Genomic DNA, 23,179 nt, shown 5'->3' with positions numbered 1-23,179 from the left:
GGCCTAGGCCGCTGCCAGCTCCACCAGCAGCTCGTCCGACGCCGCCTGCCCCTCGAGGTCGAACGCGCCACCGGCGACGAGCAGCTCGGCGGCGCCCGTCCGCGCCTGCAGGTCGATGAGCTGCCGCGACACCTCGCCGGGCGTCCCGTACACGGCGGTCGCGAGCGATTCGGCGACGTACCCCTCCTCCCGCGCGGAGAGGGGCTCGTCGCCGGCGGCCTCGAGCGGCGGGAAGTAGCCCCGGGTCCGCGAGACGGCGAGCGCACGGGCCTCGGGCAGGAGCAACTGCCGCGCCTGCGCCGTCGTGGCCGCCACCGCGACGTTGACGGACACCGTCACGTGGGGTTCCTCCCACCACGGTGACGGGCGGAAGGCGGTCCGGTACCGCTCGAGCGCCGAATCGCCGTTCCGGAACAGGGCGGGCCCGCCGAGCACCACGGCGAGGCCGGCCCGTGCCGCGATGTCCAGGCCCTGGCCGGTGGCCAGGACGAACACGGGCGTACGCCCGCCATCCTGTGGGCGCGCGGTGACCGGCGCCGCGCCGCCGAGGAAGGCGAGCAGTTCGGCGATGTCCTGCTCGAACCGGTCCGCATCCTCCCTGCCTGCCCGCAGCGCCGTCCGCACGGCCTGGGTGAAGCCGAGCGAGCGCCCGATGCCGAGGTCGAAGCGGCCGCCGGACAACGCGTTCAGCGTTGCGGCCTGTTCGGCGACGACCAGGGGCTGGTGGTTCGGGAGCATGATGCCGCCCGTACCGATGCGGATCGCCGTCGTGCGGGACGCGACGGCCGCCGCCAGCACCGCGGGCACCGAGCCGGCGATGCCGGGCACACCGTGGTGCTCCGCCACCCAGAACCGACGGTAGCCGAGCCGTTCGGCCTGCCGCGCGCGCTCGACGACCCGCTGGAGGGTCTCCGGCTCGGGAGTACCGAGCCGGGATTGTGCGCGGTCGAGGACGGACAGGCCGGTGAAGGGAAGGGACATACTTCGTGGAACCGATGACGGTCCGGCGTCATTCCGATAGTGTTGCCGGACAGGCGTCGGCGACGGCGCCTGGGTCCGCCGGACAACGGGGTGCGGCAGACCCGGATCAGCAGCGGGGTCAGCACCATGAAGATCGTCACCAGGATCCGCCGTCGGGTGCTCGGCTCACCCGCGCCCACCACGCACCAGCCGCAGTCGGCGCAGCTCGACGATCTCGCGGCGCGCATCGCCGATTCCTATGCGCGGCGGATCGAGATCACCGACCGGATCGCGGGAGGCCGTGCCCTCCCGGGCGACGAGGCCCGCCTGCGGATCCAACGGGACATCACGGCGAGCTACCAGAAGCGCCTCGAGAAGATCGACCTACCCACCGGCACGGGCGACGACGCCGAGGCCTGGTTGCGGTCGGCCGGCACAACGCGCGGCGCGCGGACGCGGCAGGACCGCCCGCACTAGCGCTTCCCGCAGTGGTTCCAGGAATGACGGTGGCACGCGTCAGGATGGGATTTCACCGCCGGCCGCTCCCCGCGGCCCGGCGTGGTCTCACCGAAAGGACTCCCCGCCATGATGGGCGCCCACCATGCTGCCTGCGGCGCCGCCGCCTGGGTTGCCGCCACCACCCGGATCGACGTGCATCCGGGCCTCCTGCTGTCGGCGCTGCCCGAGTCGGTCACCCTCGGGTTCGGCCTGCTCGATGTCAGCCCGGTCGGCGTCGTCACCGGCGCACTGGTCACCGCGGGCGCGGCACTGCTGCCCGACGCCGATCACCACAGCGCCACGATCGCCCATTCCCTGCCGCCGCTGTCGAACCTGTTCTGCGCCGGTGTCGGCGCGATCTCCGGCGGCCATCGCCGCGGCACCCACTCCCTGCTCGGCGTGGCCGCGTTCGTCGCCGTGGCGTTCGTCGCCGGACTCTGGACGGTCGGGACCACCGACTTCGGCACCATCTATCCCGGTGCGGGGCTGCTCACGGTCCTGCTCGTGTCCTTCGCGGCGAAGGCCCTGAAGATCATCCCCGACAGCATGCGTCGCTCGCCGTGGGCCGTCGGGCTGACCGCGGGTGCGTTCGTCACCGCGTTCGCCCCCGAGGAGCAGTTCTGGTTCCCGCTCGCGGTCGGCATCGGCGTCGTGGTCCATATCCTCGGCGACATGCTGACCACCGGCGGCTGCAATCCCGTGTACCCGTTCCGCATCCGGCGGCCGCGCAGCCTGGCGGGCCTGCCGGTCATCGCGCAGGTGTGGCGGCCGAACGGCAATATCGCGGTACCGCTCCTCGGCAATGCGGGGTCGGTCCGGGAGTGGTGCCTGCTGGTGCCCGTCTCGCTCTACGCGGTGGGCGGCATCGGATGGGCCATCACCCGGTTCGACGACGGCGGAGCGGTGGTCGCGCGCCTCTCCGGAGCCGGTTGACCTCCGAGCGGTACGAAAAAAGCCGGAAACACGGCCACGCTAGTGTCGGGGACAGCTACCGACAGCTGGAAGAGGTTTCATGCACCGCGACGGTTTGTTCTTCGACCCCCTGCAGGACGAGGCGGATGCGCCGACCCTGCCCGAGCCCGAGCCGGCTCGGCCCCATCAGCCGAGCGCCGACGAACTGCAACTCCAGCGTCAGCGGGAACTAGCGCGCGTGCAGGACGACCTGAAGAGGATGGCCCGGGGCTCCTCGCGGCGCTGACGGCCGCTGCGACGGTGGCCGCGGGGCCGCCGCCGTCCGGTGGACCGCTAGCAGCCGTCGGGACCGCACGCCGGTCCGTCGGCCGACGGCGTGAGGGACACCAGCGGGTGCGACTCCTGCCAGGCCTGGTCGAGAGCCTGGCGGAACAGTGCGGTCGGCTGGGCGCCGGAGATCCCGTACTTGCGGTCGACGACGAAGAACGGCACGCCCTGCACGCCGAGGGTGCGGGCCTCCTCGATGTCCCGGCGCACGTCGTCGGCGAAGTGGTCACCGGCGACGGTGTCGCGGATCTCGGCCTCGTCGAGGCCAATGCCCGTGCCGAGGGAGACGAGGACATCGACGTCGGACGTGTCCAGCCCCTTCTCGAAGTGGGCGGACATCACGGCTTCCTTGGCGGCGTCACCCCGACTCCGGGACGTGGCGAGGTGCAGGAAGCGGTGCGCGGTGAAACTGTTGCCCACCACGATGCGGTCGAAGTCGAAGTCCAGGCCCTCACCCGACGCCTGCTGCGCCAGGTGCTGCCACATCTGCGTGACCTGCTCGGGGGCGATGCCCTTGCGCTCGGCGAGGTACTGCTGCTCGGTGCCCTCGTAGTGGTCGGGCAGGTCCGGGTCGAGCTGGTAGCTCTTCCAGGTCACCTCGACGCTGTCCCTGTGCGGGAAAGTCGCGAGGGCCTTCTCGAAACGGCGCTTGCCCACGTAGCACCACGGGCACTTCACATCGGACCAGATCTCTATCTGCATGTCCGGTAGAACGGCGGCGGGCCCGGGCGCTATTCCCTGGGGAAGCCCCCGGGCCCGGCTACTACCTCCGGTTCAGCAGGTTGCGGAGGATGCCGCCCACCTTGCCCGACGGCATCGGCGTGCCGCGCCGTCCGGCGTTCATCCCGCCGCCTCGCGTCCGACCGGTGGTGGGTGTGGTGCCGGTTCCCGACCTGCCCAGGTAGCGGCCCGCTGCGTTCTTGACCATGTTGCTGATGCCCATGCCGATCTCCTTCGATTCCGCCTCTGCACCCGAAACATCAGGTGGCTTACGAGTTTACGCCGCCCGCCCGATCGCGGCCAGACAGCGGGAGGGAACTCCGGAACCCGGGTACTAGGCCGTCCCGGGAGGTTCCACGGTCAGCCCCGACCGCCGGAGCAGCGCGTAGGTCTTCGGATGCTTCGGCCGGAAGAAGACCTCGTCGGGCGTCCCCTTCTCGACGATGACACCCTGGTCCATGACCACGATGATGTCCGCGATGTCCCGCGCGAACTGCATCTCGTGGGTCACGATCACCATCGTGGTGCCCTGGGCGGCGATCGCCTTGATCACCGCCAGCACCTCCTCCACGAGTTCCGGGTCCAGGGCCGACGTCGGCTCGTCGAACAGCATGACGCTCGGATCCATGGCGAGGGCGCGGGCGATCGCGACGCGCTGCTTCTGCCCTCCGGACAGCCTCGAGGGGTAGTTGTCCTTCCGGTCCAGCAGCCCCACCCTCTTCAGGTTCTCGAGCGCGTGCTGCTGCGCCTCGTCCCGGGACATCTTCTTGACGTCCTGCAGGGGTGCCATCACGTTGCCGAGGGCGGTCTTGTTCAGGAACAGGTTGAACTGCTGGAAGACCATGCCGAGGTCGGTCCGCTTCCGCGCGGTGATGGACGCCTTCTCGTCGACGAGCTTCCCGTCCCGCTCCTCGTATCCCACGAGGTGGCCGTTGACCAGGATCCGGCCGTCGTCGATCGTCTCGAGCTTGTTCATGCAGCGGAGCAGGGTGCTCTTGCCGGACCCGCTGGAGCCGAGGATGACGACGGTCTCGCCCTTGTGGACGTCCAGGTCCACGCCCTTCAGGACCTCGATCCGATTGACCTCCCGCCGCTGCCCCCGGAGGCGCTGCAGCAGGCTCGGGGTCTTGGTCACCACGAACGTCTTGTGGACGTCCCGCGCACTCACGATCACTTCGTCAGACATGGACCCTCGCTCTCTTCTCCAGGGCACTCACGATGCGGGACAGCGGGAGGCTGATCAGCAGGTACAGCAAGGCGGCCGCCGTGTAGACCTGCGTCGTCTCGAACGTCTGCGCGTTGATGACGTTCGCGGTCTTCAGGATCTCGGTCACGGCGATGACCGACGTCAGGGCCGTGTCCTTCACCATCGCGATGAAGTAGTTGCCGATCGGCCCCAGCGACACGATGAAGGACTGCGGCAGGACGACCTTCCACAGCGCCTGGCCGGGCGTGTAGCCGAGGGACAGGGCGGCTTCCGTCTGGCCGGCCTCGACGGAGAGGATCGCCGAACGGAAGACCTCCGACAGGTAGGCCGCATAGTTCAGGCCCAGGCCGAGGATCCCCGCCGGGACCGGATCGATGTTCACCCCGATGGCGGGCAGGACGAAGAAGATGTAGACGAGCTGGACCAGGAGGGGCGTGCCCCTCATAACCTCGATGTACACCAGGCCGATGCCGCGCAGGATCTTCGACTTCGAGATCCGCGCGAGTGCCAGCAGCAGCCCGAGGACGAGCGCCAGGGCCATCGCCCCCAGGGCGAGCTGGATGACGATCGGTGCGGCTGCCAGCAGGCGCGGGAAGTAGCTGAGCGTGCTCTGGATGAACTCGATGACCGGACCTTCCTCTCAACCTCGGTGGAACGGGACGGGACGGTCAGTCGACGGCGTTGCTCTCGGTCAGACCGTACTTCGTCAGGATCTCCATGTAGTCCGGGGACGCCTTCAGCTCGGCGAGGCCGGAGTTGAGTTCCTCCAGCAGCTGCGTGTTCTCCTTCGGCACCGCGGCACCGATCAGGCCGGGGAAGTAGGGCTCGTAGGGGTCGACGATCTTGATGGCGTCGTTGGGGTTCTGCACCAGGCTGTAGGCGACGACGGCGGCATCGGTGAAGACGACGTCGACCTGCTTGTTCTCGACCGCCGTCAGCAGGGCGGCCTGGGAGTCGAAGTACTTGATCTCCTCCGGCTCCAGCGACTCCGCCAGCTCGATGAAGGTGGTGCCGGTCTGGACACCGATCACGGTGCCCTTGGCGTCGTCGCGATTGGTCATGGTGGAGTCTCCCGGGACGATCATGCCTTCGCCCTGCTGGTACCAGGTGTCCGTGAAGTTCACCTCTTCCTTGCGGACATCGGTGATGTACATGGCGTCGACGACGGCGTCGGCCTTCCCCGCCTTGATGGCCGGGATCAGGGTGGCGAACTCGGACACGAAGACCTCGACCTCCCAGCCCTTCTTGTCCGCGATCCAGTTGATCATCTCGCCGTCGATGCCCTGCAGGTCGCCGGCGTCGTCCGTGAAGGAGAAGGGAGCGTCGTTGGAGGTGGCGATGGTGATCGACTCGATGGCTTCGCCGTCGCCTCCGCCACCCTCGCTGCCGCCGGAGTCCCCACCGCCGCATGCGGTCAGGGTGAGTGCGATCCCCAGTGCACCGGCTGCGAAGGACGTGAAGGCGCGCCTGCTGTTCATGGTTGCTCCTTGGTCGATGCTGAGTCGTTCCCGAATCGGGTGATGCGGAGGTCGGCCGTGCGCTGATGCGCTTCCATCTCCTCGTAGGCGGAGATCTCGGACACCAGGGGGGCCAGCTGCATCGTCGCGGAACGATCGATGCGCTGGAAGGTGAGGGGCTTCAGGAACCTCGACACGGACAGTCCCGCCGAGGATCGCGCGCCACCACCGGTGGGCAGGACGTGGTTGGTCCCGGTGATGCCCTTGTCGGAGTAGGCGACGGTGGACCAGGGCCCCAGGAAGAGCGAGCCGTAGTTCGTCAGGTTCTGCTGGAAGTAGTCGTCGTCAGCGGTGATGACCTCCAGGTGCTCGGGGGCGAGCACGTCCATGAGTTCGACGGCGGTCGCGTTGTCCTCGGCGACGTAGACGGTCCCGTAGTCCCGCCAGGCGGCCCCGGCGATGTCACGCGTGCTGAGGTCCACGAGCTGGCGGTCCACCTCGGCGATCACGGCCAGGGCGAGGTCCCGTGACGTCGTGACGAGGGCTGCCGGTGACTGGGGGCCGTGCTCCGCCTGGCCGAGGAGGTCCGCCGCCACGATCACGGGGTCGGCCGTGTCGTCGGCGATGACGGCCACCTCGGAGGGACCCGCCAGCAGGTCCATGCCGACCCGCCCGAAGAGCTGCCGCTTCGCCTCGGTCACGTAGGCGTTGCCGGCGCCCACGAGCATGTCCATCGGCTGCTCGCCCAGCAGCCCGAAGGCCATGGCCGCCAGGGCCTGGACACCCCCGACCACGAAGGCGCGGTCGACGCCCGAGAGATAGGCGGAGTAGAACACCGCGGGATTGCCGGCCGTCGGGGAGGTGGGCGGGGAGCAGGCGATCACCGTGGGCACGCCCGCCGTCTTCGCGACGCCGACGGTCATGAAGGCGCTGGCGAGGATGGGGAACCGCCCGGCCGGCAGGTAGGCGCCGACGCGCTGGACCGGGATGTACCTGTGCCCGACCACCACCCCGGGCATCATGTCCGCCTCGAAGTCCTGCAGGTGCCGGCGCTGCAGGCCGGCGAACGTCCGCGTCCGCTCGGCACCGGCCTCGAGGGCTGCGCGCAGTTCCGGCGTCAGGGCGTCGCCGGTCCGGCGCAGCGAGTCCGCGTCCATCTCGACGTCGCCTCCGCCCCACCCGTCGAGGACCCGCGAGTACTCCGTGACGGCGTCGCGCCCGCCCTTCTCGATGACCGACAGCATCTCCGATACCGTCTCGACGACCTTCGGCAGCCGCTGCGCCGGCACTCCACCGATCGCGGCGGTCTTCAGGCACTCGTAGGAACCTCCGATGAAGGAGGCGTGGTGTGCGTCTAGTTCCATGCGCAGAGCCTAGGGCGGGAAGATGCATAGGGGAACCCACCCTTCGCCGATGCAGGATATAGCCTTCCCCTATGACGCTGAACCAGCTCCGCGCATTCCTCGCCGCCTACAGCTGCCGCTCGCTGAGCGCTGCCGCCCGGGAGCTGGGGATCAGCCAGGCATCGGCCTCCGAGTTGATCTCACGTCTCGAGCAGGAGCTGGGTGTGCCGCTGTTCACCCGCAACTCCAAGGGCCTCTCCCCCGCTCCTGCGGCCGAGGAACTGCATCCCCATGCACTGGACTGCGTCAATTCGGCGCGACGCGGGTCCGAGGCCGTGCAGGCACTGAGGACACTCAACGGTGGGGTCTCGACGTTCGGGGTGCTGCGATACGCCGCCAACTACGACCTCGCGGACCTCGTCGTGCAGTTCCACCAGAAGTACCCGGGCGTCCGGGTCCGGATGATCGGGCTGAACTCGCACGTCGTCGCGGCCTCGGTGGCCAGCGGGGAGATCGAGTGCGGTCTCGTCGTGCTGCCCGTGGACACCGAGCATCTCGAGGTGCGCCAGCTGGCGCAGGACGAGGTGCGCTTCATCTCCTCCACCCGGCCCGCCGAGGCCGGGCCGGTGAGCATCCACGAACTGGCGTCCGCGAAACTCGTCCTCTACGACGCGCATGCCGGGTGGAAGGATCCCACCCGGCGGCAACTGCAGGACCGGGCGAACCTGGCGGGCCTCTCGATCGAGGCGGACATGGAGGTCGAGCACGCGGAGACGGCCTACAGCCTCGTGGCCGCCGGGGCAGGGGACTCGTTCATGGCCCGCGGCATCCTCGAGTCCCTGCGGCGCGAGGACACTGTGAGGAGTTTCCCCTTCGCCGATCCCCTCTACGACACGATCGCCCTCGTCCAGCGGAAGCACGGCTACCTCTCGCCGGCGACGCGCCGGTTCTCCGAGTTCGCAGAGCGGGCCGTCGCCGCCCAGGTCGGGCTGACCAGCCTCGTGTGACCAGCCCGCCCCGGTCCTCAGAGGTGGGTGACGAGGTCCGCATCGAGGACCGCGCGCGGATTGTGGGAGTGCCGGACACCGACGGTGACGGCCCCCGCGGTCCGCGCGAGCGCCAGGTAGGTGTCGCTGTCCTCCAGCACGACGCAGGGTGGAACGCACAGGTCGCGGAAGATCGCCTCCTTGTCGCGCCCGTGCTCGCGGCGGGCGATCCGGACGAACCGGGCGAGCCCCCACTGCCCGAGCAGCGCCGCGATCAGGTCCGGGTCCCCGTTGGAGATCACCACCTGCTCGGAGGCCGTGCCGTCGAGGGCCGGCATGAGGGAGGCAGCGAGCCAGGACGGGTCCAGCCCATGCAGCGCGGACGCGGCGACCACCTCGCCGCGTTCGCTGTGCAGCGTGGGAATCTCCTGCTCGGACGCCGGGAAACCCTCGGAGATCACACGCTCCCAGATCCACTGCTCGGTGTGCCCGACGAGATCCCCGAAGAAACCGTCGGCGAACTCGTAATGGCGCCGTTCCGCCAGGTCCCGGTAGCTCGCCTCGTGCAGCGGTTCGGTGTGCCCGACGACGCCGTCGAAGTCCCAGATGACGCGTGCGCCCACGGCTTCCCGCAGGATCCGCTCCGCAAGCCGCCGTGCTGCGTCGTCGCCGTTCGGCATCCGCGAACCCTCCCTGGAACTGTCGGTGCCGGCCGTCGAGGGGCCGCGCCTGATGTCGGCCATCGTAGGGTTCCCGGTAGCGGGAGGGCCACCCGGGTCGGACACAAGTACGTGCTGCACCGGCTGCGGGGCGTGACAGACCCCGAGGAGCCGGGCGTACGGTGGAGAGATGAGCGTGCCTACAGATTCCAGGGTCACCTTCGACGGTCGCTTCGCGCGGGAACTGCCCGAGATGGCAGTGGCCTGGCAGGCGGAGGAGGCCCCCGAGCCGCAGCTGCTTGCCCTCAACGACCAGCTCGCCGTGGAACTCGGCGTCGACCCGGGGTTCCTCCGCACCCGCGAGGGCCTGGCCCTGCTGCTCGGCACCTCGGTGCCGGAGGGCGCCACGCCGGTGGCCCAGGCCTACTCCGGGCACCAGTTCGGCAGTTTCAACCCGCGCCTCGGTGATGGGCGGGCGCTGCTGCTGGGCGAGCTCACCGACACCGAGGGCCGCCTGCGCGACCTCCACCTCAAGGGGTCCGGGCGCACCCCGTTCGCCCGTGGCGGTGACGGCCTCGCCGCCGTCGGCCCCATGCTGCGCGAGTACATCGTCAGCGAGGCGATGCAGGCGCTCGGCATCCCGACGACCCGCTCGCTCGCCGTCGTCGCCACCGGGCGGGCGGTGCGCCGCGAGACCATGCTCCCCGGCGCCGTCCTGGCGCGCATCGCGAGCAGCCACCTCCGCGTGGGCAGCTTCCAGTACGCGGCGGCGACCGGTAACCAGGACCTCCTGCAGCGCCTCGCCGACCACGCCATCAGCCGGCACCACCCGGGGGCCGCGTCCGCGGACCGCCCGTACCTGGCCCTGTTCGAGTCGGTCGTGGCCGTGCAGGCGTCCCTCGTGGCGCAGTGGATGCTCGCCGGCTTCATCCACGGTGTGATGAACACGGACAACATGACCATCTCGGGCGAGACCATCGACTACGGGCCCTGCGCGTTCATGGACGTCTTCGACTACTCCACGGTCTACAGTTCCATCGACCACGGCGGCCGGTACGCCTACGCCAACCAGCCGATCGTCGCCGAGTGGAACCTCGCCCGGCTCGCCGAGGCGCTGGTGCCGCTGCTCGACGACGACCAGGAGCAGGCGGTGAAGCTCGCCATCGGTGCGCTCGAGACCTTCCGCCCCCGCTACAGCGGCGCATGGCTCGCCGGCATGAGGACCAAGCTGGGACTGCCCGACGACATCGCCGACGAGGTCGCCTCCCCGCTGGCCAATGACGTGCTGACCCTCCTGCAGGACAACCACGTGGACTACACGTCCTTCTTCCGGGGGCTCGGTTCCGTGGTCCGCGGCGACGCCCGGCCTGCACGGGACACCGTGCTCGACGTCGCGGCCTTCGACGCGTGGGCCGCGCGCTGGCTCGCGCTCGGCCCCGACGCGGACGCGATGGACCGCGCGAACCCCGTGTACATCCCGCGGAACCACCTCGTCGAGGAGGCCCTCGAGGCCGCGACCGCGGGGAACCTCGAGCCGCTCGACCGGCTCGTCGACGTCGTCCGTGCACCCTTCGACGAGCGCCCCGGCCTGGAGCGCTACGCCGCCGGGGCACCGGGGGACTTCGGGCGATACACGACCTATTGCGGGACCTGAGGCCGTCACCCGCACCCCGCAGCTCAGGGCAGGAGGTCCAGGAGCTTGAGGACGGCCGGGTTCGTGGTGTTCTCGTTCCACGCGACGTCCAGTTCGACGCGGTTGAGCTTCCGGACGGTGCGTGAGTCCTCGATCTCGTAGAACCGGACGTCCGCCGGGGCGAAGGATCGGGCCGACGCCGGAACGAGGCTCACCCCCAGGCCCGCCTGCACGAAGGCGAGCAGGGCGGGCACCTGGCTCGCGTACTGGGTGATCCGGGGGTGGACGTCGGCGCTGGAGAACAGCCGCAGCACGAGGTCGTGGAAGTAGCGCGCCTCGGCCGTCGAGTACATCATGAGCGGGCTGTCCCTGAGGGCGCTCAACGGCAGGGAGTCGCCGTCCACCGCGATGTCGCTGTCCGCGGGTGTCGCGATGACCAGGCGGTCCTGCATGATCGGGCGGGTCAGGACGCCGGGCCGGACGACGATGGGGCGCAGGAGTCCGATGTCCACGCTGCCGTTCACCAGCCCGTCCATCTGGTCGGTCGACACCAGTTCGCGGAGCACCAGGGACACTCCGGCCTGCTCCTCGGCGGTCCGGCGCAGGAGTTGCGGCAGTGCGGTCTGGCCCGCGATCGCCGTGTACGAGATGGTCACCGATCCGGCGCTGCCGTTGGCGACCCGGCGGACGTCCAGTTCGGTCTTGGCGGCGAGATCGAGGATCTGACGCGCACTCGGGAGCAGCACGGTGCCGGCAGCGGTCAGCTCCACCCGCCGGCTGCTGCGGTCGAAGAGCTGCGACCCCACCTCCCTCTCGAGGATCTGGATCTGGCGGCTCAGCGGAGGTTGCGTCATGTTGAGGCGCTCGGCGGCTGCTCCGAAGTGCAGCTCCTCGGCGACCGCGACGAAGGACTGGAGCTGAATGAGAGTGAACATCGATACCCTTCCTGCATCGGGTGGTGTCCACATTAGCTTGGACGCGTATCAATATCCTGGCCTACCGTCGACTCAGAGCAGCAGCGTCGACGCTTCCATCCGTAGGAGACACAGTGAGTCAGCACATCGCCCGGGAAACCTCGCTCGGACTCGTGTCCATCACCCGCGTGGAGATCACGCCCGTGGCGTTCAGGGACCCACCCCTGCTCAACACGGTAGGAGTCCACGAGCCCTTCGCCCTGCGTGCCATCCTGCAGGTCACCACCGATGCAGGGGTCTCCGGTCTCGGCGAGACGTACGGCGATCAGGCGCATCTTGCCCGGCTCCACCGTGCTGCGGATGCCGTCCTCGGCTGCGACGTCTTCAACATCAACGAGCTGAGGGCCCGCGTCGCAGCGGCCCTGGCCGCCGACACGACCCAGGGCGGCCACGGCATGAGCGGGATGGTCACGGGGTCGAGCACCGCCGACCGCGTCCTGTCCCCCTTCGACGTCGCAACCCTCGACATCCAGGGCAAACTCCTCGGCCGTCCCGTCAGCGACCTGCTGGGCGGAGCCATCCGGACCGCCGTCGATTTCAGCGGCTACCTGTTCTACAAATGGGCCAACCACCCCGGCGCCGCCCCGGATTCCTGGGGGGAGGCGCTGGATCCTGAGGGCATCGTCCGGCAGGCACGCACCATGGTCGACACCTACGGGTTCAGGGCCCTGAAGCTCAAGGGTGGCGTGTTCGCTCCCGACCAGGAGATTGCGGCGATCAGGGCCCTGCGCGCCGAGTTCCCCGAGCTACCGCTCCGGCTCGATCCCAACGCCGCATGGTCCGTGGAGACCTCGGTGGAAGTGGGGACGGAACTCGCCGGGATCCTCGAGTACCTGGAGGATCCGACGCCGGGGATCCCGGGCATGGCCGAGGTCCGACAGCGTGTCCCCATGCCGCTGGCGACGAACATGTGCGTCGTGAGTTTCGCCGATGTGGCACCGGCCGTGGCGGCAGGATCGGTGGACGTGATCCTGTCCGACCATCATTTCTGGGGAGGCCTGCGGCGCTCCCAGGGGCTGTCCTCGATCACCGACACCTTCGGTCTCGGCCTGTCGATGCACTCGAACTCGCACCTGGGCATCAGTCTCGCGGCGATGGTCCACCTCGCCGCCGCGACACCCAACCTCGACTACGCGTGCGATACGCACTGGCCGTGGAAGGAACCGGGCGAGGACGTGATCCGTCCCGGCGCGCTCGAGATCGTCGACGGCTCCATCGCCGTGCCCACCCTGCCGGGACTCGGCGTCGAACTCGACGAGGACGCGTTGCAGTCCCTGCACCAGCAGTACCTCGAGTGCGGGTTGCGGAGCCGCGACGACACCGGGTACATGCAGAGCCTCCACCCGGAGTTCGAGCCGGCGAGCCCCCGGTGGTGAACCGCGACCGCTCCCCGTTGAAGGTGGTCGTGACCGATCCGATCATCAGCCGGTTCGAATCCGTCCTGCGGTCCACCGGGGACCACGAGTGGGTCATGGCCGCCGACTCGGATCCGACGCAGCAGCTCGAGGCACTGGGCGACGCCGACGTCGTCGTCTGCTCCCGCCTCCCGGAGGAGCTGGCGTCCGCCGCCCACAGCGTCAGGATGGTGCACGTCACCGGTGCCGGCTTCGAGAAGATCGCGCTCGACGCTCTCCGGCCGGAGGCATCGGTGGTGAACACCTTCCACCATGCGCGTCCGATCGCGGAGCACGTGCTCATGGTGACACTCATGCTGACACGTCGGGTACTACCGGTGGACCGGGAGATGCGCTCGGGCGTGTGGAGGACGATCGCGACGTCCCCGGACGTGCCGTTCCATCCCACGCTGGAGGGAAGGGTGCTGGGCCTCGTGGGACTCGGCTCCATCGGCACCGAGGTGGGGCGTCTCGCGTCCGCGCTGGGCATGCGGGTACACGCGGTGCGGAGTCATCCCGAGGGACCGACGCCTGCCGACCTGGTCCTCGACTGGGTGGGATCGACGGCGGAGTTGACCCGGCTGCTGGCGACATCCGACGTCGTCGTCATCTCGGCACCCCTGAACGAGGCCACGCGAGGCCTGATCGGCAGCCCCGAGCTCTCCGCCATGAAGGACTCGGCGCTGCTGATCAACGTGGCACGGGGCTCGATCGTGGACGAAGGCGCCCTCTTCGCCGCCCTGCGCGACCGATCCATCGCGGGCGCGGGGATCGACGTGTGGTGGGAGGCGCCTCCAGGAGGCGGCATGCCACCCGCCCGGCATCCGTTCACCTCCCTGGACAACGTCGTCCTCACGCCGCACTACTCCGGACACGCGTCGGTGACGTTCGAGCGGCGGGCGGCGGACATCGCAGCGAATGTCGCCCGCCTGGCCGACGGGGTGCCCCTGGTGAATGTGGTCCGCGCGGGCCGCTGATTCAGCCGAGCACGAGTTGGCCCAGCAGGAGGACGGCTCCCAGGGCCGACACGGTCAGCGCGAGGAGTCGGAGCCGGGCCTGGTCCAGGAACCGGTTGAGGTAGCGCGAGGCCACATACCCGGCCAGGACGACCGGGACCATCCACAGGGCGAGGAGCAGGATCTCCCGGGTGATCGCGCCGGCGATCGCGAGGCCGCCCAGCGACACGGCGCTGCCGACCATGAAGAAGGCGCTCATGGTGCCGCGGAGCCGGGCGCCGTCGAGCTTCTGCCAGATCAGTGCCATGGGGGCACCACCGATGGACGTGGCGGTTCCCATCACCCCGGACGCCGCTCCCGCCGCGATGAGGTTCCTCCGCCTGGGCGCCGGTGTCCACCCCAGCACGGCGAACGCGACCCCTGACAGGACAGCCAGGGCCACCAGCAGCGACAGACCCGGGCCGGGGAGCGCGACGACGAGGAGGACCCCGGCGACGCTGCCCGGGATGCGTCCCACCAGCGCCCACCCCGCCCCGTGGAGATCGAGGTCCACGCGCTCCCGGATGGTGACCAGCACGGTGACGATGAGCGCGAGCAGGATCACCGTGCCGGGCAGCAGGTGCGGATCGACGAGGGCGATCACCGGGGCGGCCAGCATGCCCATGCCGAACCCGATGGAGGCCTGGAGCGCGGTCGCCGCGAAGATCACCGCGCCGATGAGGGCGTAGTCGGCGGGGCTCAAGGGGTCGGGGTGAGCTCCCCACTCCGCACCCGGATGGTGTCGAGCGGGAAATGGCATTCCGACAGGTGTAGGGGGCTGCCCGGTGACTGGGCCGCAGGGGGTGCCTGTTCGGCGCAGATGTCCTGTGCCTGCCAGCACCGCGTGCGGAAGCGGCAGCCCGATGGCGGATCGAGCGGGGAGGGTATCTCACCGCGGAGGATGATCTTCTCCCGTCCCGCGGTCGAGCGGTCCAGCCGGGGCGAGGCGGAGGTGAGGGCCGCGGCATAGGGGTGGCGGGGGCTGTCGAACACCTCCTCGGCGGTTCCGGTCTCGATGATGCGGCCGAGGTACATCACCGCCACGCGGTCGGCGACGAAGCGGACCACCGAGAGGTCGTGCGAGATGAAGATGTAGGACACGCCCAGTCGTTCCTGGAGTTCGTTGAGCAGGTTCAGGACCTGCGCCTGGACGGAGAGGTCCAGGGCGGAGACGGGCTCGTCGAGGATGATGACGTCCGGGTCGAGCGCCAGTGCGCGGGCGATGCCGATGCGCTGGCGCTGGCCACCGGAGAATTCCTGCGGGGATTTCCGCGCGTCCGAGGGGCGCATGCCCACCAGGTGGAGCAGTTCGTGGACCCGGGCCTCACGATCCTTCGACGAACGGTACATGTCCCGGTGCGCCCGCCACGGCTCGGAGATGATCTCACCGGCGGTCATGCGTGCATTCAGTGACGCGAAGGGATCCTGGAACACCATCTGGACGCGGCGCCGCCAGGCCAGCAGTTCCTTGCCATGCATCACGAAAGGATCGGTGCCGTCGAACAGGACCGTGCCGGCATCGGGTCGTTCGAGCATCATCAGCGTCCGCGCCAGCGTCGACTTGCCGCACCCGGACTCCCCCACGAGTCCGAGGGTCTCGCCACGGCCGAGCGTGAGACTGATGCCGTCCAGGGCACGGAGGCGGTTGTTGCCCGAGGGACTCTTGGCGACGTGGAAGGTCTTCGTCACGTCCCTGACGTCCAGCAACGGCGGCTGCTGGTCGCGGACGGCTCCGACGAGTGTTTCAGACATGCGCGAGCTCCTCGCTGAAATGGCAGGCTGCCGCCTGCGCGACGGTGCCGGGAAGGTGCACGCCCGGTGCGGCAGTGGCGGACGCCGGACGGACCGGCAGCAATTCGGGCCGGGTGATCCTGCAGACCTCCTGCACCAGCGGGCAACGGGACTGGTAGACGCACCCCGAGGGGACGTTGTGCAGTTCCGGGGGGTTCCCGGGAATGGAGGACAGGGTCGACCCGCGGACGGCGTCCACCGGCACGGACTCGAGCAGGCCCCTGGTGTAGGGATGGCGGGGATTCGCGAAGACCTCGGCCACGGTCCCCGTCTCGACGACGTTCCCGGCGTACATCACGGCGACCGTGTCCGCTTCCTCGGCAACGACGGCGAGATCGTGGGTGATGAGGACGACCGCGAGGTTGTTCTCCTCCCGCAGGCTCCTGAGCAACGCCATGATCTGGGCCTGGATGGTGACATCCAGGGCTGTCGTGGGTTCGTCCGCGATCAGCAGGCTCGGGTTCAGGGCCACTGCCATGGCGATGAGGATGCGCTGGCGCATGCCGCCCGAGAACTGGTGCGGGTACGCGTCGACCCGGGACTCCGGTTCCGGGATGCCGACTCTCTGCATCAGCTCGACGGCCTTGCTGCGTGCCTGCCGGGCGGAGAGTTTCTGGTGGATGCGGAAAGCCTCACCCAGCTGGGTCCCCACCTTGTAGACGGGGTTCAGGGCCGTGAGGGCGTCCTGGAAGACGATGCCGAGCTGGGGGCCGGCGACTTTCCGGCGCTGCCGCGCCGTCATGGTGGCGAGGTCCTGGCCGTCGAGGATCATCTGGCCCTCCTCGACCTCGGCCACCGGGTCGAGGAGACCGGCGATGGCCTTCGCGGTCATGGACTTCCCGCATCCGGACTCGCCCAGCAGCGCCAGGGTCTTCCCCGCCTGGGCCTGGAAGCTGACATTGTTGACCGCCCGGACGGTTCCGCGCGGTGTGCGGAGCGTGACGGACAGCCCCTTCACGTCCAGGACGGGGCTCGGGGTGGATGCCGTATCGATGGTGCTCACTTGGTAGCTCCCTTCAGGGCCGTACCGAAGCGGCGGCCTCCACGTGTGCGGGGTAGCGACAGGCGCCAGCGCTGGGCGGGGTCCGTGGCGATGCGCAGCCAGGCCGCGAGGATGTTCGCAGCGATCGTGGTGATGACGATCGCCAGACCGGGGAAGATCGAGAGCCACCACGCCGTCTGGAGGTACTGGCGGCCCTGGGACACCATCAGGCCCCAGCTGACGTCGGGCGACTGGATACCGATGCCCAGGAAGCTCAGGGACGATTCGGCGAGCATGACGTAGCAGAACTCGAGCGTCGCCAGGGTCAGCAGGGTGGGCAGCACGATCGGGATCACGTGCCGGCCGATGATGGCGGTCGGTCTGGAACCGAAGGTCCGGGCCGCATCGACGAAGGTGCGGCTCTGCAGCTCCGCCGATTCGGCGCGCGCCGTCCGGAGGTAGATCGGGATCCGGGTGATCGCCAGGATGAGGATGATGTTGCCGAGGCTGGGGTTGAAGACGTACAGCACCACGACGGCGAGCAGCAGCGACGGGAAGCTCATGATGACGTCGGCGATCCGCATCGAGATGGTCTCCCGCAGGCCGCGGTGGTAGCCGGCCCAGACTCCCCACAGTGAACCGATGACCAGGGCGATCCCGACGGCGGGAAGCGCGACGGAGATGGTGGTCCGCGTCGCGATGACCAGGCGGCCGAGCATGCTCCGGCCGAGCGAGTCGCTGCCCAGGACATACCCCCAGCCGTTCTCGAGGGAGAACGGCGGCTTGTTGGCGGCCAGCAGGTCCTGCCGGGTGGCGAGATCCCCGACGAGCATCGGCCCGAAGACCGCAACGAGTCCCACGAACACCAGGACCAGCGCGGCGACGGTCGCGAACTTGTCGCGCAGCAGCAGCCGGAAGAGGGACAGCTTCTTGTCCCCCAGGTCCTGTGCCGGAGGCGCGGGGACCGGGCGGATGTCCGCGGCCGGAGCGGTGGCCGGCGCGGGCGGGTCGGTCTCGGGATGCTGGTGGCCTTCGGGTTGCAGCAGAGGCGTAGCCATGGTTCCTCCTAGGCCTTGACGGTGGGTCGGACGCGCGCGTCGAGCAGGGCGTAGCCGAGATCGATGAGGATGTTCAGGACGAAGATGGCAATCGCCGTGATGAGGACCGCTGCCTGCAGGACGGCGAAGTCCCGCTGGAGGATGGAGTCGATCATGAGCTTGCCGATGCCGGGCCACCCGAAGATGGTCTCCACGACGACGGCGCCGTTGACCAGGCCCACGGTCAGGTCGCCGGCCACCGTCAGGGCGGGGGCTGCGGCGTTGCGGAGGGCGTGGTGGCTCACGACCCGCGCGTCACTGGCCCCCTTGCTGCGGGCGAGCTTGATGTAGGGCTCGGAGAGGGCCGACACCATGGCGCCGCGGACGATCTGGACGAGCACGCCGAAGGGCCGCAGCATGAGCGTTGCGATCGGCAGTATCCACGCCTCCCCACCGCTGACCCCCGATGTCGGGAGCCACCCGAGGGTGATCGCGAAGATCCAGATCCCGACGATGGCCAGCCAGAAGTCCGGGATGGACGCGGCAGCCATGGACACGAAACTGGAGATGCGGTCGGCGATCCCGTTGGGCTTGAGCGCAGCCCAGCATCCCACCAGCACCGCGGCCACGATGGCGATCACCATCGTGGTCGCGGCGAGCTGCAGGGTCGCGGGGAACGCCCGGAGCGCCATCGCGGCGGCGGGCTCCCCCGTGCGCAGCGATTCACCGAAATCGAGCCGGAGGACGCCCCCGAAGTAGTCCGCCATCTGGACCAGCAATGGCTGGTCCAGGCCCTGCCGGGCCGTGAAGTCCGCTCGCATCTGGTCGGTCGCATTCAGCGGCAGGTAGAGGCTCGCGGGATTGCCGGTGAGCCTTGCGAGCGCGAAGACCCCGACAACGACGACGACGAGCGGCAACAGGCTGGAGATGATGCGTTTTCTCAGGTAGACGAGCATGATTCCGTCCTCGGTCCGGTGAAGGGTGTGATCAGTTGGCCGGGGTCATCTCGGACAGGCGCAGCTCGTCCCCGGATGAGGAGTTCGGCTCGTAGTCCACGTTCGCGGATTTCCCGATGATGCCGGTCTGGTGGGCGATCGTGGCGAACTGCACGACGTTCTCGTTCTGGTAGCCGAAGACCTCCTCGTAGGCCGCCTGGCGGTCCTCTCCCTCGGTCAGCCCGGCGTCCGCGATGAGAGCGTCGAATTCCGGGGTCCCGAACGTGCTCTGGGCTCCGGTGCTGAGCATGTACTGCTCGACGGTGAACGCCGCGTCTCCTGCCTGGTTGCCGTGCTGGACCAGGAGTGCGATCGGGCCTTCGTTCGTGACGAAGGGCCGCAGCTGGTACTGGAGGTGCTGGGAGGTCTCGACCGTCTTGAGCTCGACGTTGAGGCCGGCCTGGCTGAGCTGTTCCTGGAGGACCTGGGAGAGCTCCGTGACCTTGGGGAACTGCGCGCTCCGCACGACGAGGGTGATCTTCGTGTCCACGGGGACACCGTCGGCCTTGGCCTCCGCCACCAGCTCCTTGGCGCGGTCGAGGTCGAACGGCCAGGGTTCGAGGTCCTCGTCGTGACCCACGATGCCCGCGGGGACGAGCTGTGCGGCGACCTTGTCGGTGCCTTCGTACAGGCTGCCGACGATGGTCTCCTTGTCGATGGCGTAGTTGATGGCCTCCCGGACGCGGATGTCGTCGAGCGGGGCGATGTCGCCGGTCAGGCGCAGTGCGATCGTCTCGTTGTTGGGGTAGCTGACCCCGAGATCGCCGACACCGTCGTCGGGCCCGATGCCCATGGCGACGTCCGCCTCGCCGCTGGTGATCATCGCGGCGCGAACGGTTCCTTCCGAGCGCCACTGGTACTCGGCCTTCGAGTAGGCCGGGGCGTCTCCCCAGAAGTCCTCGTACGCGGCGAGCGTGATGCGCTGGCCGGCATCCCACTGCTCGATCGCGTACGGGCCCGTCCCGATCGGCTCGCGGACCTTCTCCGAGGTGCTGGTCGATGTCGGGACGATCTCCACGAAGGACAGGCGCAGGGGGAGGATGGGGTCCGGCGTGGCCGTCGTCACGGTGAGCGTGGTGTCGTCGACGGCTTCGACGACGAGGTCGTCGTCACCGAAGACGTAACCCTCCACGTTGCACCCGAGATCCGAGTTCACCGCCCGGTCGATCGTGAAGGCGGCGGCTTCCGCGGTGAAGGGCGTGCCGTCATGGAAGGTGACGTCGTCGCGGAGCTTGAAGGTCCACTCGGTGTCCGAGGTCGCCTCCCACTCCGTGGCGAGCAGGGGCTCGAGGTCGCCGGTCGTCGGATTCCGTTCGACCAGTGGCTGGGTCACGTTGGACCGGACGACGACCCCCGTGGAGGTGAGGTTCGCCTCGCAGGCCTCCAGGGTCGGTGGCTCCTGGGAGAGGACGACGCGGATGGTGTCCGATGCTGCTGCACCGTCACCTTCGGCTTGTTCCGAGTTCGCGACGGAGCAGCTGCTCAGGAGGAGCGCGCTACCCACCGCGACGGTCGAAAGGATGACGGGATTCGATCGCAGGGCGTGCGATGCAGAAGAAGACTTCATTGGTTTCCTCGGGTGTGTAGCAGGCTGGTGTCTGGGTGCCTGTGCTGCGGGATCCGCCCGAATGGACGACGGCCGTGCTGGTCCTAGAAGCATGGCGAGAGGCCCCAGACCCGTCAAGACGCCCGAAATGCGCCGATTCCAGCCGGAAATGCCCCCTCGGGCTGTGATCGGCGCCACTCATCGCCGCCATTCCGCGGATTCCGCCATCGATCTCACCATCCATGCCTCCGAGGTATCAGATGATGCTACTTTCGTGTTGTTAGTGCATCGATACAAAATCTAGTCTCGTTTCATGACAGTCCAGAATGCAGTGCTGCAAGTGGGTCCACTCATGCCGATGGTGCAGACCGCGATCACCCGCGACCACGACGCCCTGGAGTTGCCCGCCGGCGCGGGCAGGAGCGCCTTCCTGGCCGACCACGCGAGCAGCATCACCGTCGCTGTCACGTCAGGCCGCACCGGCGTGGGCACGGACCTGATGCAGGCCCTGCCGAACCTCCGCGCAGTGATCAACTTCGGCGTCGGCTACGACACCACCGACGTCCAGCAGGCCGTCGAACGGGGTATCGCCGTCAGCAACACACCGGAGGTCCTCAACGACTGCGTGGCCGACACGGCGCTGGCACTCTACCTCGACGTGCTGAGGGGAATCAGCGCCGCTGACCGCTTCGTCCGCCGGGGCGACTGGCAGACGAAGGGCAACTTCCCCCTCGCGACCCAGGCAAGCCACCGCCAGGTCGGCATCGTGGGCCTCGGAAGAATCGGGTCGGTCATCGCCCGACGCCTCGAAGGCTTCGACTGCACGATCAGGTACCACAATCGGTCGGAGGTGACCGGCAGTCCCTACGAATACGTACCGTCCCTGCTGCAGCTCGCCCACACCTCCGACGTCCTGATCGTCGCCGCCGCAGGGGGCGCCTCGACGCACCATCTGATCGGGGCTCCCGAACTCAGCGCCCTCGGGTCACGTGGCTACCTGATCAACGTCGCGCGCGGAAGCGTGGTCGACCAGAGTGCGCTCGTCAAGGCCCTCACCACCGGCGCCCTGGCAGGAGCGGGACTCGACGTCTTCGAGGACGAACCCGCGGTGCCGCCGGAACTCATGGCCCTCGAGTCCGTCGTCCTCCTTCCGCACCTGGGCAGCGGCACGCACGAGACCCGTGCCGCCATGGCCGACCTGACCCTGAAGAACCTGCGGCAATACCTCGCGGACGGCACCCTGCTGACACCCGTGACCTAGACCGATCCGCTATCCCAGGAGCACCGCATGCGCATTCTTGTCGGCTATGTACCAACGGACGAGGGCAGAACCGCCGCCCTCGCCGCCATCAGCGAAGCGCTCCTGCGCAGCTGCGACCTGCTCGTCGTGGGACCGGCAGCCGATCAGCAGACGCCGGAGGCCGACGCGGAGATCCGCCAGTTGCTGGCCCAGGCCTCTGCCGCCGGCCCGACAGCCCGCCTGCATCCGCTCCGGGCCGACGAGGATCCCGCGGACGCCCTGATCGATCTGTCCTACGAGGACGACGTCGAGCTGGTCGTCATCGGGGTGCGGCGGCGCTCCCGGGTGGGAAAGCTGTTCCTGGGGAGTACCGCGCAGCGCGTCATCCTCGAGGCCGGGTGCGCCGTGCATTCGGTCAAACCGCGGCTGCGCGACGACAAACAGTGATGCACCGAAACAGGTCCCTGCCCTCCATCGATACCCGTCAGGTATCCGCGGATGCGAAGCCGGTCTTGGACACCCTCGTCCGGCCATCCCTACGCTGAACCCATTCCACCCCCCACTCCCGGCGCACTGCAGCGCCGCATCCCAAAGGACATCCCCGTGGCTCCACTGAATCCGGCTGAACTCGCGACGACCGTGAAGTCCGGTCTGCTCTCCTTCCCGGTCACGCACTTCACGCCGACCCTCGAATTCGACGAGACGCGCTACCGGGAGCACCTGGCCTGGCAGTCCGGCTTCGACGTCGCCGGGCTCTTCGCTGCGGGCGGCACCGGCGAAGGGTTCTCGCTCACCACACAGGAACTCGACACCGTCGTCCGGGTCGCGGTGGACGAGGTCGCCGGCAAGGTCCCCGTCATCGCTCCCGCGACGGGCGGCACGTTCTCGGCCATCGAGCACGCCCGGGCTGCCGAAGCAGCTGGAGCCGACGGCATCCTGCTCATGCCGCCCTACCTCACCGAAGCGGACCAGGCCGGCCTGATCGAACACGTCAGCGCCGTCTGTGCCTCGACGTCCCTCGGCGTCATCGTCTACAGCCGGGCCAACGCGGTGCTCACCGACGTGTCCGTCGACATCCTGGCGAGCCGCAATCCGAACCTCATCGGCTTCAAGGACGGAATCGGCAACATCGAACAGATGTCCCGTATCTACGCCCGCGTCGGGGATCGTCTCATCTACATCGGGGGCCTGCCGACGGCGGAGACCTTCGCGCTCCCGCTGCTCCAGCTCGGCGTCAGCACCTACTCCTCCGCCATGTTCAACTTCGTCCCCGAATTCGCGCTGTCCTTCTACAAGGCGGTCATCGCCCAGGATCGCACCGCGGTCTACGAGAAGCTGAACGACTTCGTCATCCCCTATCTCGACATCCGCGATCGGGTGAAGGGTTACGGGGTGTCGATCATCAAGGCCGGCCTCGATTGCGCAGGGCGCGACGGCGGGCCCGTCCGGCCGCCCCTGCAAAATCTCACCGAGGCCGACCGCGCGGAACTCGCCGGCCTGATCAAGCGAATCAGCTAGGAGCA

25 protein-coding genes are annotated in these 23,179 nt (G+C 68.9%); 10 read left to right on the top strand and 15 right to left on the bottom strand.

Features of this window, described 5'->3' with window-relative positions:
* Nucleotides 1-3: 3 nt before the first annotated feature.
* Nucleotides 4-981: an MsnO8 family LLM class oxidoreductase gene (locus ACX80L_RS08605; RefSeq protein WP_459289029.1), complete on the bottom strand. Its 978-nt coding sequence runs from the start codon at nucleotides 979-981 to the stop codon at nucleotides 4-6.
* A gap of 90 nt (nucleotides 982-1,071) precedes the next feature.
* On the opposite strand from ACX80L_RS08605, the gene ACX80L_RS08600 reads away from it, so the two are divergent.
* The 3 genes from ACX80L_RS08600 (at nucleotide 1,072) to ACX80L_RS08590 (ending at nucleotide 2,656) form a co-directional block, all read left to right on the top strand.
* Nucleotides 1,072-1,437 carry a hypothetical protein gene (locus ACX80L_RS08600; protein WP_208739674.1) on the top strand — a complete coding sequence of 122 codons (366 nt, stop codon included), beginning with the start codon at nucleotides 1,072-1,074 and terminating at the stop codon, nucleotides 1,435-1,437.
* 108 nt (nucleotides 1,438-1,545) lie between these two features.
* Nucleotides 1,546-2,391 (top strand): metal-dependent hydrolase, encoded by an 846-nt coding sequence (locus ACX80L_RS08595; RefSeq protein ID WP_133080211.1) that lies wholly within the window; start codon nucleotides 1,546-1,548, stop codon nucleotides 2,389-2,391.
* A gap of 79 nt (nucleotides 2,392-2,470) precedes the next feature.
* Nucleotides 2,471-2,656, top strand: coding sequence for a hypothetical protein (locus ACX80L_RS08590; RefSeq protein ID WP_459268768.1), 186 nt, complete (start codon nucleotides 2,471-2,473; stop codon nucleotides 2,654-2,656).
* A gap of 47 nt (nucleotides 2,657-2,703) precedes the next feature.
* Here the strand turns inward: ACX80L_RS08590 and ACX80L_RS08585 are convergent, their stop codons facing one another.
* The 6 genes from ACX80L_RS08585 to hisD all read right to left on the bottom strand — a co-directional run bounded on the left by ACX80L_RS08585 (nucleotide 2,704) and on the right by hisD (nucleotide 7,445).
* On the bottom strand, nucleotides 2,704-3,399 hold the full coding sequence (locus ACX80L_RS08585; RefSeq protein ID WP_459268767.1) for a DsbA family oxidoreductase: 696 nt from the start codon (nucleotides 3,397-3,399) through the stop codon (nucleotides 2,704-2,706).
* Between the two features lie 61 nt (nucleotides 3,400-3,460).
* Nucleotides 3,461-3,640 (bottom strand): hypothetical protein, encoded by a 180-nt coding sequence (locus ACX80L_RS08580; RefSeq protein WP_133080208.1) that lies wholly within the window; start codon nucleotides 3,638-3,640, stop codon nucleotides 3,461-3,463.
* A 111-nt stretch (nucleotides 3,641-3,751) separates the two neighbouring features.
* Nucleotides 3,752-4,603, bottom strand: coding sequence for an amino acid ABC transporter ATP-binding protein (locus ACX80L_RS08575; protein ID WP_133080207.1), 852 nt, complete (start codon nucleotides 4,601-4,603; stop codon nucleotides 3,752-3,754).
* Nucleotides 4,596-5,207: an amino acid ABC transporter permease gene (locus ACX80L_RS08570; protein WP_459268803.1), complete on the bottom strand. Its 612-nt coding sequence runs from the start codon at nucleotides 5,205-5,207 to the stop codon at nucleotides 4,596-4,598. Before ACX80L_RS08570 ends, ACX80L_RS08575 begins: the two co-directional genes overlap by 8 nt.
* Nucleotides 5,208-5,292: 85 nt before the next feature.
* Nucleotides 5,293-6,102: an ABC transporter substrate-binding protein gene (locus tag ACX80L_RS08565; protein ID WP_459289027.1), complete on the bottom strand. Its 810-nt coding sequence runs from the start codon at nucleotides 6,100-6,102 to the stop codon at nucleotides 5,293-5,295.
* The gene (gene hisD / locus ACX80L_RS08560) at nucleotides 6,099-7,445 is read right to left on the bottom strand and encodes a histidinol dehydrogenase (RefSeq protein ID WP_459289025.1); all 1,347 of its coding nucleotides are present in this window, start codon (nucleotides 7,443-7,445) and stop codon (nucleotides 6,099-6,101) included. Before hisD ends, ACX80L_RS08565 begins: the two co-directional genes overlap by 4 nt.
* Nucleotides 7,446-7,516: 71 nt before the next feature.
* Between hisD and ACX80L_RS08555 the strand changes: the two genes are divergently transcribed.
* A complete protein-coding gene (locus ACX80L_RS08555; protein WP_133080203.1) occupies nucleotides 7,517-8,431 on the top strand; it encodes a LysR family transcriptional regulator in 915 nt (304 codons plus the stop codon).
* Between the two features lie 17 nt (nucleotides 8,432-8,448).
* Here ACX80L_RS08555 and ACX80L_RS08550 read toward each other — a convergent pair whose 3' ends face one another.
* Nucleotides 8,449-9,153 (bottom strand): HAD family phosphatase, encoded by a 705-nt coding sequence (locus ACX80L_RS08550; RefSeq protein WP_133080202.1) that lies wholly within the window; start codon nucleotides 9,151-9,153, stop codon nucleotides 8,449-8,451.
* A gap of 106 nt (nucleotides 9,154-9,259) precedes the next feature.
* On the opposite strand from ACX80L_RS08550, the gene ACX80L_RS08545 reads away from it, so the two are divergent.
* Nucleotides 9,260-10,723 (top strand): protein adenylyltransferase SelO, encoded by a 1,464-nt coding sequence (locus ACX80L_RS08545; protein ID WP_459289023.1) that lies wholly within the window; start codon nucleotides 9,260-9,262, stop codon nucleotides 10,721-10,723.
* A 23-nt stretch (nucleotides 10,724-10,746) separates the two neighbouring features.
* On the opposite strand, the gene ACX80L_RS08540 is transcribed toward ACX80L_RS08545, so the two are convergent.
* Nucleotides 10,747-11,637 carry a LysR substrate-binding domain-containing protein gene (locus tag ACX80L_RS08540; protein ID WP_133080200.1) on the bottom strand — a complete coding sequence of 297 codons (891 nt, stop codon included), beginning with the start codon at nucleotides 11,635-11,637 and terminating at the stop codon, nucleotides 10,747-10,749.
* 113 nt (nucleotides 11,638-11,750) lie between these two features.
* Between ACX80L_RS08540 and ACX80L_RS08535 the strand changes: the two genes are divergently transcribed.
* Both ACX80L_RS08535 and ACX80L_RS08530 read left to right on the top strand, forming a co-directional pair.
* On the top strand, nucleotides 11,751-13,052 hold the full coding sequence (locus ACX80L_RS08535) for a glucarate dehydratase family protein (protein WP_459289021.1): 1,302 nt from the start codon (nucleotides 11,751-11,753) through the stop codon (nucleotides 13,050-13,052).
* Nucleotides 13,053-13,081: 29 nt separating this feature from the next.
* Nucleotides 13,082-14,047 (top strand): 2-hydroxyacid dehydrogenase, encoded by a 966-nt coding sequence (locus ACX80L_RS08530; RefSeq protein ID WP_459289019.1) that lies wholly within the window; start codon nucleotides 13,082-13,084, stop codon nucleotides 14,045-14,047.
* Between the two features lies 1 nt (nucleotide 14,048).
* Here ACX80L_RS08530 and ACX80L_RS08525 read toward each other — a convergent pair whose 3' ends face one another.
* Genes ACX80L_RS08525 through ACX80L_RS08500 form a run of 6 tightly spaced genes read right to left on the bottom strand, consistent with a single transcriptional unit; the run spans nucleotide 14,049 to nucleotide 20,437 of the window.
* Nucleotides 14,049-14,768 carry a sulfite exporter TauE/SafE family protein gene (locus ACX80L_RS08525; RefSeq protein WP_459268761.1) on the bottom strand — a complete coding sequence of 240 codons (720 nt, stop codon included), beginning with the start codon at nucleotides 14,766-14,768 and terminating at the stop codon, nucleotides 14,049-14,051.
* A complete protein-coding gene (locus ACX80L_RS08520) occupies nucleotides 14,765-15,817 on the bottom strand; it encodes an ABC transporter ATP-binding protein (protein WP_459289017.1) in 1,053 nt (350 codons plus the stop codon). Before ACX80L_RS08520 ends, ACX80L_RS08525 begins: the two co-directional genes overlap by 4 nt.
* Complete coding sequence (locus ACX80L_RS08515) at nucleotides 15,810-16,859, bottom strand: ABC transporter ATP-binding protein (RefSeq protein ID WP_459289015.1); 1,050 nt, start codon at nucleotides 16,857-16,859, stop codon at nucleotides 15,810-15,812. The genes ACX80L_RS08520 and ACX80L_RS08515 overlap by 8 nt, the downstream gene beginning before the upstream one ends.
* Nucleotides 16,856-17,896 carry an ABC transporter permease gene (locus ACX80L_RS08510; RefSeq protein WP_459289013.1) on the bottom strand — a complete coding sequence of 347 codons (1,041 nt, stop codon included), beginning with the start codon at nucleotides 17,894-17,896 and terminating at the stop codon, nucleotides 16,856-16,858. Before ACX80L_RS08510 ends, ACX80L_RS08515 begins: the two co-directional genes overlap by 4 nt.
* Nucleotides 17,897-17,904: 8 nt before the next feature.
* The gene (locus ACX80L_RS08505; protein WP_133080195.1) at nucleotides 17,905-18,831 is read right to left on the bottom strand and encodes an ABC transporter permease; all 927 of its coding nucleotides are present in this window, start codon (nucleotides 18,829-18,831) and stop codon (nucleotides 17,905-17,907) included.
* Nucleotides 18,832-18,862: 31 nt separating this feature from the next.
* Complete coding sequence (locus ACX80L_RS08500; protein ID WP_459289011.1) at nucleotides 18,863-20,437, bottom strand: ABC transporter substrate-binding protein; 1,575 nt, start codon at nucleotides 20,435-20,437, stop codon at nucleotides 18,863-18,865.
* A 292-nt stretch (nucleotides 20,438-20,729) separates the two neighbouring features.
* Here ACX80L_RS08500 and ACX80L_RS08495 point away from each other — a divergent pair, with 292 nt between their 5' ends.
* From ACX80L_RS08495 to kdgD, 3 genes are all read left to right on the top strand, one after another.
* Nucleotides 20,730-21,677 (top strand): 2-hydroxyacid dehydrogenase, encoded by a 948-nt coding sequence (locus ACX80L_RS08495; protein ID WP_459289009.1) that lies wholly within the window; start codon nucleotides 20,730-20,732, stop codon nucleotides 21,675-21,677.
* Nucleotides 21,678-21,704: 27 nt separating this feature from the next.
* A complete protein-coding gene (locus ACX80L_RS08490) occupies nucleotides 21,705-22,103 on the top strand; it encodes a universal stress protein (RefSeq protein ID WP_133080192.1) in 399 nt (132 codons plus the stop codon).
* A gap of 156 nt (nucleotides 22,104-22,259) precedes the next feature.
* Entirely contained in the window at nucleotides 22,260-23,174 is a 915-nt protein-coding gene (kdgD, locus tag ACX80L_RS08485; RefSeq protein WP_133080191.1) for a 5-dehydro-4-deoxyglucarate dehydratase, read from the top strand.
* Nucleotides 23,175-23,179: the final 5 nt, after the last annotated feature.

It is taken from the genome of Arthrobacter sp. MDT1-48-3 (assembly GCF_054511015.1).
The sequence above is the reverse complement of the archived record's forward strand: the minus strand, read 5'-3'. Positions and strand labels throughout refer to the sequence as shown.

What these genes read in the sequence shown, in the direction of transcription:
- ACX80L_RS08605 (WP_459289029.1), bottom strand. Translation starts at nt 981, where the DNA reads ATGTCCCTTCCCTTCACCGGCCTGTCCGTCCTCGACCGCGCACAATCC.
- ACX80L_RS08595 (WP_133080211.1), top strand. Translation starts at nt 1,546, where the DNA reads ATGATGGGCGCCCACCATGCTGCCTGCGGCGCCGCCGCCTGGGTTGCC.
- ACX80L_RS08590 (WP_459268768.1), top strand. Translation starts at nt 2,471, where the DNA reads ATGCACCGCGACGGTTTGTTCTTCGACCCCCTGCAGGACGAGGCGGAT.
- ACX80L_RS08585 (WP_459268767.1), bottom strand. Translation starts at nt 3,399, where the DNA reads ATGCAGATAGAGATCTGGTCCGATGTGAAGTGCCCGTGGTGCTACGTG.
- ACX80L_RS08580 (WP_133080208.1), bottom strand. Translation starts at nt 3,640, where the DNA reads ATGGGCATCAGCAACATGGTCAAGAACGCAGCGGGCCGCTACCTGGGC.
- ACX80L_RS08575 (WP_133080207.1), bottom strand. Translation starts at nt 4,603, where the DNA reads ATGTCTGACGAAGTGATCGTGAGTGCGCGGGACGTCCACAAGACGTTC.
- ACX80L_RS08565 (WP_459289027.1), bottom strand. Translation starts at nt 6,102, where the DNA reads ATGAACAGCAGGCGCGCCTTCACGTCCTTCGCAGCCGGTGCACTGGGG.
- hisD (WP_459289025.1), bottom strand. Translation starts at nt 7,445, where the DNA reads ATGGAACTAGACGCACACCACGCCTCCTTCATCGGAGGTTCCTACGAG.
- ACX80L_RS08555 (WP_133080203.1), top strand. Translation starts at nt 7,517, where the DNA reads ATGACGCTGAACCAGCTCCGCGCATTCCTCGCCGCCTACAGCTGCCGC.
- ACX80L_RS08550 (WP_133080202.1), bottom strand. Translation starts at nt 9,153, where the DNA reads ATGGCCGACATCAGGCGCGGCCCCTCGACGGCCGGCACCGACAGTTCC.
- ACX80L_RS08545 (WP_459289023.1), top strand. Translation starts at nt 9,260, where the DNA reads ATGAGCGTGCCTACAGATTCCAGGGTCACCTTCGACGGTCGCTTCGCG.
- ACX80L_RS08540 (WP_133080200.1), bottom strand. Translation starts at nt 11,637, where the DNA reads ATGTTCACTCTCATTCAGCTCCAGTCCTTCGTCGCGGTCGCCGAGGAG.
- ACX80L_RS08520 (WP_459289017.1), bottom strand. Translation starts at nt 15,817, where the DNA reads ATGTCTGAAACACTCGTCGGAGCCGTCCGCGACCAGCAGCCGCCGTTG.
- ACX80L_RS08510 (WP_459289013.1), bottom strand. Translation starts at nt 17,896, where the DNA reads ATGGCTACGCCTCTGCTGCAACCCGAAGGCCACCAGCATCCCGAGACC.
- ACX80L_RS08505 (WP_133080195.1), bottom strand. Translation starts at nt 18,831, where the DNA reads ATGCTCGTCTACCTGAGAAAACGCATCATCTCCAGCCTGTTGCCGCTC.
- ACX80L_RS08500 (WP_459289011.1), bottom strand. Translation starts at nt 20,437, where the DNA reads ATGAAGTCTTCTTCTGCATCGCACGCCCTGCGATCGAATCCCGTCATC.
- ACX80L_RS08495 (WP_459289009.1), top strand. Translation starts at nt 20,730, where the DNA reads ATGACAGTCCAGAATGCAGTGCTGCAAGTGGGTCCACTCATGCCGATG.
- ACX80L_RS08490 (WP_133080192.1), top strand. Translation starts at nt 21,705, where the DNA reads ATGCGCATTCTTGTCGGCTATGTACCAACGGACGAGGGCAGAACCGCC.